This window comes from Collinsella ihumii, assembly GCF_030385545.1.
Classification (GTDB): Bacteria; Actinomycetota; Coriobacteriia; order Coriobacteriales; family Coriobacteriaceae; genus Collinsella; species Collinsella ihumii.
In genome coordinates this window covers 62458-77509 of record NZ_JAUEIQ010000002.1, presented here as the reverse complement: position 1 = coordinate 77509, position 15052 = coordinate 62458, and the positions used below count along the sequence as shown (strand labels likewise).

The window sequence follows — 15052 nt, the reverse complement described above, 5'->3', positions numbered from 1 at the left end:
TTGTGCCGTGGAGGTAGGGAACCGCCCTAGAGCGTCTCGACGGCGGCCTTGATGGAGCGGACCTCGGCCATGCGCGCGGCGGCCTCGAGGTTGCCGGTGCTCTCGATGGCGGCAAGAGAGCGGTAGATCCAGGCGTTGACGCCCTGGTGCGTGTTGGTCTTGGGCTTGACGGTGCAGGCGATGTCGTGCAGCTCGCCCAGAAGCTGGGTCTTGATGCTGCCGAGCTCCGTCACGTCGATCACGGGGTGGGCAGGCACGCCGCGCTTCTCGCTCACGTGGTCGATGAGGCCGGTCACGGTGGTCACCTGGTCGTTGCGCTGGTCATCGGTCAGGCGGTCGTTCAGGGAGGAAAGCCCGTCGATGACGACGGTGGCGGGGTGGCCGCAGGGGACGAAGTCCTCGATTTCGTCCATGGCCTGGGTAATGGTAGCGCCGAGGCCGACCAGGGCACCGGCGAGCTGTGCGTTCTGTGCGTTCATGCGTGTAAACCTCCTAGGTGAGGGTTAGACAAGATGCGAGTGGGACGATAGCGTGTGCGGCAAGCGTGTTTCAAGATTTGTGAGCCATTCTTCACGTGTGTGAAGAAGCGGTTAAGTGCCCCAAGAATTGCCGTCTGCAATGAAAAGCGCAGGTAATCGATGGTGTTTGGGCTGCCGCGAACAGTATTCCCACAGTGACCGTTCGCCGAATAAACATGTTCGTTGACCGAAATTGTTCAGTGTTCAGGCGGCAAATATGCATCTTTAGCTGCCTTGTGCCGCCGATGCGGTGCTCGAAGGCGCGGGTTGTTCGGGGACGGGTTCGTCTGAACTGCCCCGCCTCCCTGGCCCGGTTCGCCGGGGCCGCAGGGGCCACCGCAGCCACGGCGGTCTGGCAGAGGTTGGCGCGAAGAAAGAAAAGCGCCCTGTGCCCACAGCGGGCACAGGGCGCAGAATGCGTGGTGGAGGCGCGGAGAATCGAACTCCGGTCCACGAAAGCCCCCTGATCGGCATCTCCAGGCTCAGTCGCTGGTTTAGATTCGGACGCGTTGCGCGCAGCGACACGCTCGCGGCGTCCTAACCGGTTCGATCTTAGCCCGCGCCATACCGATTACGTGCGCGGGAGCGTTCCCCTCAAATGACATCGGGCCCGGGCCGGGGAACCTCCCGAGCGCGACGTGCCGCTAATTAATTAAGCAGCAAGAGCCAGCTGGGGCTCGTAAGAAGAATTCTTGTCAATTCATTTTGACGGTACCCCTGTTTAACGTGGCGAGGAGACCACGGCCTGCTTCCTCTCTCAGAGCTATCGTGTCGAAACCAGTCGCCCCCTCAACGGGAGGTCGTGGGCGGCAAGAGCCGCTCGACCTTTTCAAATAACGCACGGCCGCACAAGCTCGTGGACTACGTATTCTACCACGCATCGGGATTCTTATGCATGGAGCACGCGTGCGGGGCGGATGCGCGGGCGGGTTCGTCGGATACGCGTTGGGCACCCGGTTTGTGGGTAGAAGAGGGGAAACGAACGGCGATATATATGGAAAAGGGGCGCGCGGAATGGATCAGCGGGCGGCAAACGCGGGCAAGACGGCGATCATCCTCGAAGGCGGTAGCTTTCGCGGGCAGTTCACGGCGGGCGTCCTCGACGTGCTGATGGAGCACAACGTCCAGCCCGATGCCTGCTATGGCGTGAGCGCGGGCGTCCTGAACGGATTGAGCTACAAATCCCGCCAGATCGGTCGTCCCAACCGCGTCAACCTGGCATTCTGCAATGACGAACGCTACATGGGTGCCAAGTCCTTCGCACGCAGCGGCAGCTTCATCGGCTACGACTTCATGCTGAACGACGTGCAGGACCGTCTCGATCCGTTCGACAACGAGGCCTACCTGAAGAACCCGATGCCGCTGGTGGCGGTCGTGACCGACATCGTCTTCGGGACGGCGGCGTACCTGGAGGTCAAAAACGCCGTGCTCGACATCGACGTCGTGCGCGCCACCACGTCGCTTCCGCTTATGACGCAGCCGGTCGAGATCGACGGCCATCTGTATCTCGACGGCGGTGTGGCCGATTCGGTGCCCATCGAGCACGTTCTCGAGGACGCGGGCTACGATCGCGCGGTGGTTGTGCTCACGCAGCATCGCGCATACAAAAAGGGGCCGTATGAGATGATGGCGGCCGCCCGTGCGCGCTATGGGGAGTATCCGTATCTGCTCGACGCCATCGAGAGCAGACACGAGCGCTATAACGAGCAGCGCGAGCATATCTGGGCCTACGAGAAGGAAGGGCGCGCGCTCGTCCTCACCCCGCCCCGTCCGGTCGAGGTGGGGCACATCGAGCACGACACCGCCAAGCTGCTCGACCTGTATATCCAGGGCAGACAGGAGGCGGCGCGCCGCCTTGACGAGATCGTGTCGTTCCTCAAGTGAACCGGCGCGCTCGCAAGCTGGACCGCTCGCGAACGCCCGGGGGAGCGGCTTGGGCGCCACATGGCTCTGCCGAACCTGATCGAACCATGCGATGAACATGTGCAGAAACTCTGCGCGACGGCAAAACGCGCATTGACCCCGCATCCGGGCGCGCTATAATTCTTCAGTCATTTGCAGAGCCCCGTGAATCTCTGTTAAGACACGTACTGTACATGGAGGAGTCAAGTGATTCAGAAGTCGACTCACTACTTCAAGCAGGGCGAGGTTGCTCGCAACTGGGTCCTCGTCGATGCCGAGGGTGCTGTCCTGGGCCGTCTTGCCACTCAGATCGCCATGATCCTGCGCGGCAAGAACAAGCCTCAGTTCACCCCGAACTCTGACTGCGGTGACTTCGTGGTTGTCATCAACGCCGATAAGGTCCAGCTTACCGGCAACAAGGCCAACCAGAAGGTCTACTACCGTCACAGCGGCTACAATGGCGGCCTCAAGGCTGAGAGCTTCCGCCAGGCTATGGAGAAGCACCCCGAGCAGGTCATCGAGCGCGCCGTCCGCGGCATGCTGCCCAAGACCACTCTCGGCCGTGAGCAGCTGAAGAAGCTCAAGGTCTACGCCGGCCCCGAGCATCCGCATGCTGCACAGAACCCCACGAAGATTGAGCTGGAGGGCTAAAGATGGCTGAGAACACCGTTGTTTACTACGGCACCGGCCGTCGCAAGAACGCCGTTGCCCGCGTCCGCATCGTTCCTGGCACCGGCAAGGTGACCATCAACAAGCGTGACGCTGCTGAGTATTTCGGCCGCAAGCAGCTGGTCGAGAACGCTCTCGCTCCCTTCAAGGTCACCGACACCGCCGGTAGCTTCGACGTCATCGCCCTGTGCGACGGCGGCGGCATCACCGGTCAGTCCGGTGCTCTGCGCCTGGGCATCGCCCGCGCTCTGCTGAAGGCTGGCGACTATCGTGCCGACCTCAAGCGCGCCGGTTTCCTTACCCGCGATGCGCGCGTCGTCGAGCGCAAGAAGTACGGTCTCAAGAAGGCCCGTCGCGCTCCGCAGTTCTCCAAGCGCTAAGCTTTTTGGATTTGCATCCACAGGACAGGGCTTGCCGTTTTCGGCGAGCCCTGTTTTTATGTCCGCCGTCAGCGCAGTGCAGGTACGGGGCGCCGTATGCCTTCATGCGATTCCGAAATGGACAAAATGCTCTGTGCGGGGATTGCCCTTTGCGGTAGGATTATGTTAATAACTCAGTAGCTCTCTGGATTGTGTTGAACAGGGGGATCATGTTCAGCGAGTTTCTCAAGTCATTTGGCTTGCGAAAGCGGAATAATGTGCTCCTTTCGCCTCTAGCGGGTAAGGTAATCCCATTATCCGAGGTTAATGATCAAACGTTTGCAGCTGGCCTTTTGGGCCAAGGCGTTGCTATCGAGCCGACCGGAAACAAGGTCGTCGCTCCGTCCGATTCAAAAATCGAAGCCATTTTCCCCACGGGTCATGCGCTCGCCCTGCACACCGATGAGGGGCTCGACGTGCTGATCCATGTTGGGTTGGACACCGTCAAACTCGATGGAAAGTACTTCAACGTCAAGGCTCAGGTGGGGCAGTCCGTCAGGAAGGGCGACGTCCTGATCGAGTTCGACCGCGAGGCGATCGAGCGCGAGGGGTACGACGTGACCGCTCCCATCTTGATCTGCAACTCCGTCGAATTCTCGAGCATCCGGGGCAACGTGGGTGATACCGTCAAGGAGCTCGACACGTTGATCACCGCACGGGAGCGGTAGGGTTGTGTTCAGTCGGTCTTCCGGATGGCGGGGGATCGAGCAATAGGGGATCGAGAGAAAGGGCCCTGCATGATTACCATCGTACGCGCGCACGACTATAACGATATGAGCCGCAAAGTGGCGAATATCATCTCTGCGCAGATCATCCTCAAGCCGAATTGCGTGCTGGGCCTTGCGACCGGCTCCACCCCGATCGGCGCCTACCAGCAGCTGGTCGAGTGGTACAAGAAGGGCGATCTCGACTTCTCCCAGGTGTCCTCCTACAACCTGGACGAGTATCGCGGCCTCGCCGGAGACCATCCGCAGAGCTACCGCTACTTCATGGACACCAACCTGTTCGATCACGTGAACATCGATAAGTCGAAGACCTTCGTGCCCGATGGCATGGCCGAGGACTACGAGGCCGCCTGCGCTGCGTACGACGCGGCCGTGGCTGCTGCCGGGTATCCCGATCTCCAGCTGCTCGGCATCGGCAACAACGGCCACATCGGCTTCAACGAGCCCGACGACCACTTCTCCAGGGGCACGCATCTGGTCGACCTGACCGAGTCGACCATCGAGGCGAACAGCCGTCTGTTCGACAGCATCGACGAGGTTCCGCGCCAGGCGTTCTCCATGGGCGTGCAGACCATCATGAACGCCAAGATGATCCTCGTTGCCGCCAATGGCGAGAAGAAGGCCCAGGCCGTGCACGATATGTGCTTCGGCCCGATCACCCCGAGCTGCCCGGCATCCATCCTGCAGCTTCACACCAACACGGTCCTCGTTGCCGACGAGGAGGCCCTCTCCAAGTGCGGTGAGCTCGCCTAACGCAGCGTTTCGCCCAGCGATTGCACAGCGCCCCGAACCACAGCGGTTCGGGGCGCTTTTTGTTACCGGCACCACATCTTTCGGAATTCTGAAATCTATCCGAAAGAAATCAATAAAATATATTGCACTATGGGAACAGAGTGCTATGGTATATCTACAACAAAACAAGATATGAATGAAGATGAGCAAAAGAAGATAAGCACATCGTCATTTGAATCATGTAGGGAGGATACCATGGCACACGAACAGGAAGAGCGGATCAACGAGCAGGTAATCGACGACGGCACATGCGAGCGCGAGGCGCATGCCGCCTGCTCGGGGCTCATCATCAAGCGGCGGCGTCTGGTCGATCAGATCATGATGAAGCTGGGGGAGTCGGGGGCGGCGATCCTGTGCGCGCCGCCGGGATTCGGCAGGACCGCGGTTCTGCTGCAGTGCGTCTCCCATGCGCAAAACGATGCGGTACGGCGGGAGACGCATCTAATCGATGCGGGGCGCCTTGATACCGAGCGCCTTGTGGAGCGCCTGGGCGAGCTCGCCTTGCGCACCCCGTCGACGCTCAGGCCCCTTGTCGCCATCGACGACATGCCCAAAGTCGATCGGCACGGTGAGGACGCCGTCATCGACCGCCTCAATGAGCTGATGCGTCAGGGATACGAGCTGCTGCTGGTGTGCACACCTGGAAACCGCGGCTTGCCTGAGGCGCTCCCTGGTGCATGCCTCATCTCCTCTCGGGACCTTACGGTGCAGCCGCGCGAATACTCCGAGTGGGCTCGGCTCTATTCGATTTCGCGGTCGCTCGACGTCTACGAGCTGACCGGGGGCATCCCGTCTCTCGTCACGATGCTGCAGTTCTCAACGGATCGCTCCTACGGCGGCGCGCTGCTCGAGCAGGCGATCTGTGCGCTGTACCGTAAGGTCCTGAAGGAGCTGCGTCGCGAGCGCGACGCGCTATACCGCCCCGCCTGCATGATGCTGCTGCTCGGCGGCGGCACGGTGGGGGACTTCGAGCGGTGCGGGGTGAAGATCCATCGCGAGACCATGGAGCGCCTGGCGCGCGACTACCCGATGTTCGGCCTGGACGGCTCGCGGCGCACGTTCTCGTGCCTGGGGAAGGGAACCTCCGAGTACGATGACCTGCGGCGCGAGATCGCCGAGCGGCGTCCGACCTTCGCCTCGCGTGCCGCCCGGATGCTCATGAAGACGGGCAGGGTCGATGCGGCCGTGGCGCTGGCGGAGCTCGTGCTTGACGAGAAGGGCACGCTGTCGCTCGTCGGGCAGTTTCCCGTCCAGTTCGCCCTGGCGGGGCACGCGCAGTTCGTGCAGCGCGTACTGTCGACGCCGGAGCGTCTGATCGGGCGCGACATGACGACGGGGGCGCTGCTCGGCGCCTATGCGTCGGCGTTGACGCTCGGCGACTACCGCATGGCGCGCAATGCGGCGGCCGAGCTGCGCAAACGTCCGGAGCGCATCGTGCAGGATGTGGACGCGCAGACATGGGGGAGCGCCGTCATGCTGGCGGATGCCTGGGGGAGCGTGAGCGGGACCGCATTGCCGGATCTGGGCGGGGCGGATACGCACGAGCCTACAGGGGACGCATTGCTGCTGAAGGAGCATGCGGAGATCTACCGTGAATTGATCGGAGGCGCCGGGGCGCCTGCATGGGATCGCGCGGAGCGCCTGATGCGCGCAGCGAAATGCGACAACGAGGTCAACATCCCGCTGCTCTTCCTGCAGGCGGACCGTTGCATGGATGCCGCCCTGCACGGTCGGGGCGTCGAGCCGCATGAGCTCGAGCGCCTGGAGCAGGGCATCAAGGTCCTGACGGCTCGGCACCTCGTTCCCGTCGCCGTGCGCATCCGGCTGGCCGCCAACATCGCGCGCCTCTACGATGGCGAGCCGCTGGTCGACGAGCGCTGCTTCGCGGAGGCGGGGACGATGGCGGTGCGCGAATCCGATCTGATGACGCAGCTGTTCTGCCTTGCTGCCGAGGGATGGCAGTCGTTGGCGGTCGGTCAGGCGATCAACGCGCATTTCCGTGGACAGCAGGTGCTGAAGCTCGCCGACGCGGGCCAAGTGTTCTTGCGCTCCTGGGGCACGATGCTGGAGCGCACGTCGTATTTGCGCCACACGTCGCGCATCAAGATTCGCGAGGAGGCCGAGGTCATCGATCTGTCTCAAGACGAGTGCGACACCACCGAGGCGTGGGCCGTGGCGCTGCACCTGTCGGCTGCCCAGTTCGATTCGGAGCTTTCGGCGTGGTATTCCCGCCACAAGGACGAGATGCGCCACGAGCGCTTCTGGCCCACGGCCCGTCATGCGATGGCGCTGATGGGGAGCCGTGCCGAGTCGCTGCGCCATCTGCTTCCGCGGGAGGTCTCCCAATCCGCGCGGTCCGCGACGGCGCGCAGCGTGCCGAGCGAGGCGGCGTTCGAAGTGATCGATGGCGGGCGGATTCCCGAGACCGGTGAGGTCGTCATCAACCTGTTCGGGGGATTCCATGCGGAGCGCAACGGCCATACGCTCACCGACGTGCTCTGGCGCCGCAAGAAATCCGGTGCTCTCGCCGCGCATCTGGTGCTTGCGATGGGGTCGTTCGTCAGCCGCCGCACGATTATCGACGAGCTGTGGCCGGACGCGGACTACTCGCACGGCCGGGAGAGCCTCTATGTGACGCTGTCCTCGCTGCGGGCGGCCGTGAAGCAGCAGGCGGGCGGCCCTCAGTACGTGCTCACCCAAGGCGATGGCGTGGCGTTCAACGCGGAGTTCGTCTACTCCGATGTGCGGCAGTTTGATGCGCTGGCCCGCGCGGTGCTCGTCGGCAGCGAGGCCTCTTCTGCGCAGCAGGTGATCGAGACGTGCCTGAAGATCGAGCAACTCTACCGAGGTCCGCTCTATGTGCCCGACTGCGGCGATCCCACGTATTTCGTCGAGATGCGCCGCGTGTTCCTCACGAAGTTCATCGATTGCATGGTGGCCGGCATCGACAAGGCGCTGCAGATCGAGAACAACTCGTGCGCCTCCTGGCTGGTCGAGGCTGCGCTCAAGCAGGCCCCGACGCGCGAGGATGTGATCCGCCGCGCCATGACCGTGTACGATCGGTGCGGGCGGCGGCGCGAAATCGTGGAGCTCTACAACGGGCATCTGCACTTCCTGCAACATGAGCTGCAGGATTTCCCTGAGGAGGAGACGCGCGAGATGTACGAGCGCATTATCAATCGCCAGCAGCGCGTCGCGATGATTTAGGAAGGCACTTAATCAGTGCTTCCCTGGGGAAACGAGTCATAGGGGGACGGGTTCATTGCAACCCATGGCGGCGCGCCGCCATGGGTTGCAATGAACCCGTCCCCCTATGACCCATCCTGGCGGAAGGTGTTATGCGAGCTCGATCTTGTCGATGTCCTTGCGGGAGCTTGCGCGATACAGCGAGAAGCGGTGTCCGATGATCTGGACCACGTCGGAGCCCGTTTCCCCGGCGAGGATGGAGGCAGCCTCGCGTGCCGTGAGGCCGGAGCCGTCCTGGACGGCGCACTTGATGAGCTCGTGCGCCTCGAGGCTCTCCTCGGTCTGCTCGATGAGGCCTTCGTTGATGTCGCCGCGACCGATGTAGATCTCGGGATTGAGGTGGTGGGCCAGGCTGCGGAGCTGGCGGACCTGCTTGCCGGTAAGTGCCATGAGCGGTGCTCTCTTTCTACAGAACCTATCGAATGAACGTGGTGAGGGGCACCACGCGGATATCATGCGCCGATGCGCGCTGGTACACGATATAGCACTCCTGCGACAAATGCCAGCTCTCAGCCCATTTTTGTCGCGTTTTCACGGGGAATGCGCCTGAGTGGCGCGCCGTTGCAGCCCGATAGGGGAAGGACCGGCGCGTTGTCGGTATACTGTACCGAATTGTCCGAGCGCCGTACTGTCGAGGCGCGGACCCAACGATCGAGGAGCATATCATGGCTGATTCTCCGCGCCCTGCCCGCCGCCGTCCGACCGGTGTCCATGCGCCGATCAACGCCGCCGAGGCGGCCAAGCGTGCGGCGCACGTCAGGCCGGGCGAGGAGGACGCGCTGCGGGCCGCCGCTGCCGGGACGCGGCGACCTCGTGCCGCGGGCGCGCGTGCGCAGGGCCGCAGCCCTCGTGCGCTCACCTTCGCCGCCGTCGGCATCGGTGCGGCGCTGGCCCTTGTCCTCGCATTCGTGCTCATACGGGCCATCATGGGCGCGCTGCTCGCACCCGACGCACGCGATGCCGTGGAGTCGACGCAGCCTGCGTCTGAGAATCAGGCGGTTACGATCGATGCGGACGACCTGGGCTCGGCTTCGGTCGCATACGGCCGCACGGTGTATGCGGTGCGCTCGTTTGACGACGGCGTCATGCGCGTGGTGCGCAGCTCGACCGATGCCCCCGACGCGTTCGTTTCGCTGTTCGATACCTCGGGCACCCCTGTTGGCCTGGCCGTGTACAACGGAACGATCTACGCTGTGGCCAACCTGGATGGCTCCTATACGGTTTGCGCCTATGTCGATGCCGACGGCTCGGTGCCCGTGCAGATCGCCGAGGAGTCGGGCACCGCGTCGGATGTGGCGCTCGACGGCTCTCAGCTCAAAATCACCTGCACGGACGGCAAGGCGTTCGAGCTCGATCTGGAAAACCGCTGATCGATTCAAGCCGCATGTTTGCGGACCGATTCCGAGCATTCCGGCCGGGTGATACCCTCATGGGTGCAGCTCGGGAGGCTCCGGTTCGCCGGTGCTCCAGGCAATGAAAGCCCACCGCGTGATGCGCTCGTGATCGAGCATGTAGCGGCCCTGAGGCCTGCCCTTTGCGCCCGGTTCCCCGGCATGGGGGTTGTCGACCATGTGCTGGGCGAGATAGGAGCGGAGCTCGTCGACACGATGCTCGTTGCCGTCTTCAAGCATGCGCGCGAAGTCGGCGACACCGTCCTCGAGCGAATCGAACGTGTCGCGCCGAGGTGAGTCGATGTAGCTCACTTCGGGCCTGAGCCCCATGCCGACGAGGATATTGAAGGCGTAGATGTAGTCGGTGCCCCGGGTGACCGATGCGCCGATGGCGCGCATGATGTGCTCGTCGAGATGCGGGCTGGCGCCTGCGATCAACGTGATGCAGCAGCGCCGACGCGCCGCGACGGTGAGCTTGGTGAGCGCGGCCTTGAGGTCACGGGTCGCGATGGAGCGGCTGGCGATGGCGACGTCGACGGATTGGGGAGCGATCCCCGCGGCCTGCCAATCGTCATCCCAGGCAAGCTGCAGCGTATCGATGCGACCGTCCAGGCCCCCGTAGTAGCGGATGCCCTCCTGCAGCGTCTCGAGCATCCGTGAGGAGAAATCGGCGGCAACGACGTTGTGCCCCGCCTGCGCTAGCGGGATGGCGAGCGATCCGGCGCCGCACCCCATGTCGAGCACGGACTCCTGCGGGCGGATGTCTGCGAGCGCGAGGAAATCTTGGGCATACGGATGCGTCTCCCGAGGACGGAAGTGCCGGGCGCGGGCATCCCATTGCGCCGGGTCGTCGGGAGTCCGACGCAGCTCCTGCCGCCTCATCCACTCCTCGTTCCAATCCGTCTCCAGCAACAAGCTCCGCATTTCCCGCCCCCTTTACAAAAAACGCGCGGTGCCCAAGCGCCGCGCACCATATTCACCCAAGCTCAAGAACCTTGGCACACGCCGCCATCGCGCACAGCGCGGCGACCGCTTCCCCGCGCCGCACGTGGCTGCATGGTTTTCCACTCGGTAGCGGCGGATGCAGGCCATAAGGCCCGCCGCGAGTTCCGCACGCAAAGGAGAGCCCAGTGGGCTCTCCGTCTTGCGCAGGACTGCCCGAAGCGCCGGGCCTTATGGCCTGCATCCGCCGCGGACAGCATCGGGAGCCTTAGTTCTTCAGCGAGTTGAGCGGCGCGGGGAAGCGGCCGCCGCGATGGGCGAACACGGTGCCGGCGTGTGCGTTCACCGGCATAATGGGGGCGCGCCCGAACAGGCCGCCGTACTCCACGGCGTCGCCCACGCCCTTGCCGATGGCGGGGATGATGCGCACCGCCGTCGTCTTGTTGTTGATGACGCCGATGGCCATCTCGTCGGCGATGATGCCCGCGATGGTCTCAACGTTCGTGTCGCCGGGGATAGCGATCATGTCGAGGCCCACGGAGCACACGCAGGTCATGGCCTCGAGCTTCTCGAGCGACAGCGCGCCCGCCTCGACGGCGGCGATCATGCCGGCGTCCTCGGACACGGGGATGAACGCGCCGGACAGGCCGCCCACGCTGGAGCTCGCCATGACGCCGCCCTTCTTGACGCAGTCGTTGAGCAGGGCGAGCGCCGCGGTGGTGCCGGGGCCGCCGCAGGTGCCCACGCCAATGATCTCCAGGATGCGCGCCACGGAGTCGCCGATGGCGGGCGTCGGGGCGAGCGACAGGTCGACGATGCCCTTCTCCACGCCCAGACGACGCGCCGCCTCTCGGCTCATGAGCTCGCCGGCGCGCGTGATCTTGAACGCGGTCTGCTTGATCTTCTCGGCGACGTCCATCATGGAAGCGCTCTCGGGCAGCTCCTCGAGGGCGGCCGCCATGACGCCGGGGCCGGAGACGCCCACGTTGATGACGGCGTCGGCCTCGCCCGATCCATGTGTGGCGCCCGCCATGAACGGGGAGTCCTCGACCATGTTGGCGAACACGACGAACTTGGATGCGCCCACGGAGTCGCGGTCCGCGGTGAGGCGCGCGGAATCGAGCACGGTCTGGGCCACCATGAGCACGGCGTCCATGTTGATGCCGGCGCGCAAGCTCGCGACGTTGACGCTGGAGCACACGCGGCTCGTCTGGGCAAGCGCCTCGGGGATGCACTCGATCAGACGGCGGTCGGCGTCGCCGATGCCCTTCTGCACCAGCGCGGAGTATCCGCCGAGGTAGTCGATGCCGAGCGTCTCGGCGGCGCGGTCGAGCGCGTGGGCGAGCGGGATGAGGTCCTTGTCGGGGCAGGCGGCGGCGATCTGAGCCACCGGCGTCACGGAAACGCGCTTGTTGACGATGGGGATGCCGTACTCGCGCTCAAGTGTCTCGGCGGTGGGGACGAGGTGCTCCGCCGTGCGCGTGATGCGGTCGTAGACCTTGGTGCACATGCGGTCGAGGCTCTCGTCGGCGCACCCCATGAGCGAGATGCCCATGGTGATGGTGCGGATATCAAGATGCTGTTCGGAGACCATGCCGTGTGTTTCGGCGATTTCTGCAGGCGTGATGGCCATGGGCGCTCCTTGTCCGGTCGGTGGTTCGTGCTCTCTATTCTAGCGTGGAGCGTCCCTGCGCGCTGTGCGCACTTTCGGGACGCGTTTTCGCGGGTGGACGGCCGTCGGTTTCAGCGGGGAAAACCCGATAGGCGAGTCCTTCAGGTGCAGAATGTATATTCCCATCCAGAAACTGCATAAAAAAGCGGCATTCGGCGCGTTTCACGGGGAGGCGATTCGGGCGGGGTCGCTCGAGCCTTCCGCTCTATACCGTGTCGACAGGTGCGGAAGGCTTCGATCGGCGTTTCACGAGCGCCTGCCGCCAAGGACCTCCTCGGCGATGCGGGCGGTCTCGGCGGCGTCTTTGGCGTAGTAGTCGGCCCCGATGCGCGCGGCGTATTCGGGCGTGAGGACCGCGCCGCCCACGAGCACCTTGATGTCGGGTACCTCGGCGCGCAGCAGCCTGATGGTCTCCTCCATGTTCTTGACCGTGGTGGTCATGAGCGCCGACAGGCCCACCAGGCGGATGCGTCGCTCCTTCACGGTCTTGACGATCTCGTTCGGGTCGACGTCGCGCCCCAGGTCGAACACGGTGAAGCCGTAGTTGTCGAGCAGCATCTTGACGATGTTCTTGCCGATGTCGTGGATGTCGCCCTTGACGGTCGCGAGGCAGATGGCGCCCTTGTCGGCGATCGTGCCGGAGCCCATGTGCGCGCGGATGGTGTCGAAGCCCACGCGCGCGGCCTCGGCGGATGCCATGAGCTGCGGCAGGAAGTAGGTGCCCTGCTCGAACAGGACGCCCACCTCGTCGAGGGCGGGGATGAAGCGCCGGTTGATCAGCTCGAGCGCGTCGGTGGTCTCCAGGAGCTTCTCGGTTGCCGCCGCCATTTCGCCTTTGCGGCCGGTGAGGATGAGCCTGCGGATGGCGTCGCCGCTCTCGGTGTCGACGGTGGGCCTTGGCGCCGCGGCGCCGCCGACAGGGGATGCGCCCGCCTTGTAGGGGTCGGTCCATCCTGCGAAGTGGTCGATATATGCCGTCGAGCCCTCGTCTTCGGCGTTCAGCACGCGGAACGCGCGGACGGCGTCCATGTAACGCTCGGATCCCGGATTCATGATGGGGGCGTCCAGGCCCGCGCCGAACGCGGCGGACAGAAACGTCGCGTTCAGCACCTCGCGGGCGGGCAGCCCGAAGCTGATGTTCGAGACGCCGAGCGTGCACGCGACGCCCAAGCGCTCGCGGACGAGCGTGACGGCACGCAGGATCTCGAGCGCCTGCGCCTGGTTGGTCGAGGCGGTCATCACCAGGCAGTCGATGAGGATGCGCTCGCGTCCGATGCCGTAGCGCGCCGCCTCGTCGACGATGCGCTCGGCGATGGCCGCGCGCTGCTCGGCGGTGGCGGGGATCCCCGCCTCGTCGAGGGTGAGGCCGATGATGTTCGCGCCGTAGTGGGCGGCGATGGGCAGCACGGCGTCGAGGCTTTCGCGCGTGCCGTTCACCGAGTTGATGATCGGCTTGCCGGCATAGCGGCGCACGGCGGCCTCGATGGCGCGCGGGTCGGTCGAGTCGATCTGCAGCGGTAGGAGCGTCGACGCGGAGAGCTGCTCGCAGATGCGGGGGAGCGTCTCGACCTCGTCGATGTCGGGCAGGCCGACGTTGACGTCGAGGATGTCGGCGCCCTGCTCCTGCTGGCTGATGCCCTGTCCCACGACATAGTCCACGTTGCCGTCGCGCAGCGCCTGCTGGAGGCGCTTTTTGCCCGTGGGGTTGATGCGCTCGCCGATGACCGCGATGCGCCGGCTGCTGCGCGGCAGGGTCACGACGGACTGCGCGCTGGTGACCGTGAGGGCGCGCTCGACGGCGCGCGGCGCGGGCACGCGGTCCGCGATCAGGTCGGCGAGCAGCCCGATGTAGTCGGGGGTGGTGCCGCAGCAGCCGCCGATGACGGCGACGCCGTCGTCCACCATGTCCGCCACCGCGGCGGCGTAGGCCTCAGGATCGATGTCGTAGACGGTCCTGCCGCCCTCCGTGCGCGGAAGGCCCGCGTTGGCCTGCACCATGACGGGCTTCTCCGTGACGGCGAGCATGCGGCGCGCGAGCGGGCGCAGCTCGGCGGGGCCGAGCGAGCAGTTGATGCCGACGACGTCGGCGCCCAGGGCGTCGAGCGTGATGGCGGCCGCCTCGGGGGAGGTGCCCAGGAAGGTGCGCCCATCCTCCTCGAAGGTCATGGTGGCGAAGATGGGGAGCTCGGAGTTCTCGCGCGCGGCGAGCACAGCGGCTCGGATCTCGGCGAGATCGGTCATCGTCTCGATGATGAACAGGTCGGCGCCCGCATCCACGGCGGCGCGCACCTGCTGGGTGAACAGGCGGTACGCCTCGTCGAACGAGAGCGTGCCCATGGGGCGCATGAGCGTGCCGAGTGGTCCGATATCGGCCGCAACGTAGCGCGCGCCGGATGCGCGGGCGCAGCGGACGCCCGCCGAGAAGATCTCCTCAACGCTCGCGGCATCCTTGAGCTTGAGGGCGTTGGCGCCGAACGTGTTGGTGGTCACGACCTCGCTGCCGGCGGCGACGTAGGCCGCGTGGATTGCCGTGATGGCGTCAGGGTCCGAAAGGTTCAGCAGCTCGGGCAGCTCCCCGGCCGCAAGGCCCGCCGCCTGCAGCATGGTGCCCATGCCGCCGTCGAACAGCAGGTGCCTCGATCCCGCGAGCACGCGGGCGAGCGCATCGTCTGCGTAGGCTGCGGCATGCGGTCTAAAGGCCTGGCCTGCCTGAAGCGCTGCGGTGACGGGTGCGGTGGTGTCGAGCGAATAGTTCATGTGGGACTCCGGGTCGGGT

The 15052-nt window shown here is 64.8% G+C and carries 12 protein-coding genes and 1 other RNA gene; 7 read left to right on the top strand and 6 right to left on the bottom strand.

Annotation, left to right across the window (positions count from 1 at the left end; translation table 11 throughout):
* Positions 1–26 precede the first annotated feature (26 nt).
* Together QVN30_RS02550 and ssrA are read right to left on the bottom strand one after the other, a co-directional pair.
* On the bottom strand, positions 27–479 hold the full coding sequence (locus QVN30_RS02550; RefSeq protein ID WP_066829980.1) for a hypothetical protein: 453 nt from the start codon (positions 477–479) through the stop codon (positions 27–29).
* A gap of 459 nt (positions 480–938) precedes the next feature.
* Positions 939–1307, bottom strand: a transfer-messenger RNA (tmRNA) gene (gene ssrA, locus QVN30_RS02545).
* A gap of 225 nt (positions 1308–1532) precedes the next feature.
* Here ssrA and QVN30_RS02540 point away from each other — a divergent pair.
* The 6 genes from QVN30_RS02540 (at position 1533) to QVN30_RS02515 (ending at position 8232) form a co-directional block, all read left to right on the top strand.
* Positions 1533–2402, top strand: a complete 870-nt coding sequence (locus tag QVN30_RS02540; RefSeq protein ID WP_289835322.1) for a patatin-like phospholipase family protein — start codon at positions 1533–1535, stop codon at positions 2400–2402.
* 225 nt (positions 2403–2627) lie between these two features.
* Positions 2628–3071, top strand: a complete 444-nt coding sequence (gene rplM / locus QVN30_RS02535; protein WP_066829974.1) for a 50S ribosomal protein L13 — start codon at positions 2628–2630, stop codon at positions 3069–3071.
* Positions 3072–3073: 2 nt separating this feature from the next.
* Positions 3074–3469, top strand: coding sequence for a 30S ribosomal protein S9 (rpsI, locus tag QVN30_RS02530; protein WP_066829966.1), 396 nt, complete (start codon positions 3074–3076; stop codon positions 3467–3469).
* A gap of 209 nt (positions 3470–3678) precedes the next feature.
* On the top strand, positions 3679–4176 hold the full coding sequence (locus QVN30_RS02525; protein WP_066829963.1) for a PTS sugar transporter subunit IIA: 498 nt from the start codon (positions 3679–3681) through the stop codon (positions 4174–4176).
* A gap of 69 nt (positions 4177–4245) precedes the next feature.
* Positions 4246–4986 carry a glucosamine-6-phosphate deaminase gene (nagB, locus tag QVN30_RS02520; protein ID WP_066829960.1) on the top strand — a complete coding sequence of 247 codons (741 nt, stop codon included), beginning with the start codon at positions 4246–4248 and terminating at the stop codon, positions 4984–4986.
* Between the two features lie 234 nt (positions 4987–5220).
* Positions 5221–8232, top strand: coding sequence for an AfsR/SARP family transcriptional regulator (locus QVN30_RS02515; RefSeq protein ID WP_289835320.1), 3012 nt, complete (start codon positions 5221–5223; stop codon positions 8230–8232).
* Between the two features lie 129 nt (positions 8233–8361).
* Here QVN30_RS02515 and QVN30_RS02510 read toward each other — a convergent pair whose 3' ends face one another.
* Positions 8362–8661, bottom strand: a complete 300-nt coding sequence (locus QVN30_RS02510; protein ID WP_066829950.1) for a YhbY family RNA-binding protein — start codon at positions 8659–8661, stop codon at positions 8362–8364.
* Between the two features lie 275 nt (positions 8662–8936).
* Between QVN30_RS02510 and QVN30_RS02505 the strand changes: the two genes are divergently transcribed.
* Positions 8937–9641 carry a hypothetical protein gene (locus QVN30_RS02505; protein ID WP_289835318.1) on the top strand — a complete coding sequence of 235 codons (705 nt, stop codon included), beginning with the start codon at positions 8937–8939 and terminating at the stop codon, positions 9639–9641.
* A gap of 57 nt (positions 9642–9698) precedes the next feature.
* Here QVN30_RS02505 and QVN30_RS02500 read toward each other — a convergent pair whose 3' ends face one another.
* From QVN30_RS02500 to QVN30_RS02490, 3 genes are all read right to left on the bottom strand, one after another.
* Positions 9699–10586, bottom strand: coding sequence for a class I SAM-dependent methyltransferase (locus tag QVN30_RS02500; protein ID WP_204563660.1), 888 nt, complete (start codon positions 10584–10586; stop codon positions 9699–9701).
* Between the two features lie 286 nt (positions 10587–10872).
* Positions 10873–12237, bottom strand: a complete 1365-nt coding sequence (locus tag QVN30_RS02495) for a PFL family protein (protein ID WP_204539421.1) — start codon at positions 12235–12237, stop codon at positions 10873–10875.
* Between the two features lie 285 nt (positions 12238–12522).
* Entirely contained in the window at positions 12523–15033 is a 2511-nt protein-coding gene (locus QVN30_RS02490) for a homocysteine S-methyltransferase family protein (protein ID WP_289835315.1), read from the bottom strand.
* Positions 15034–15052: the final 19 nt, after the last annotated feature.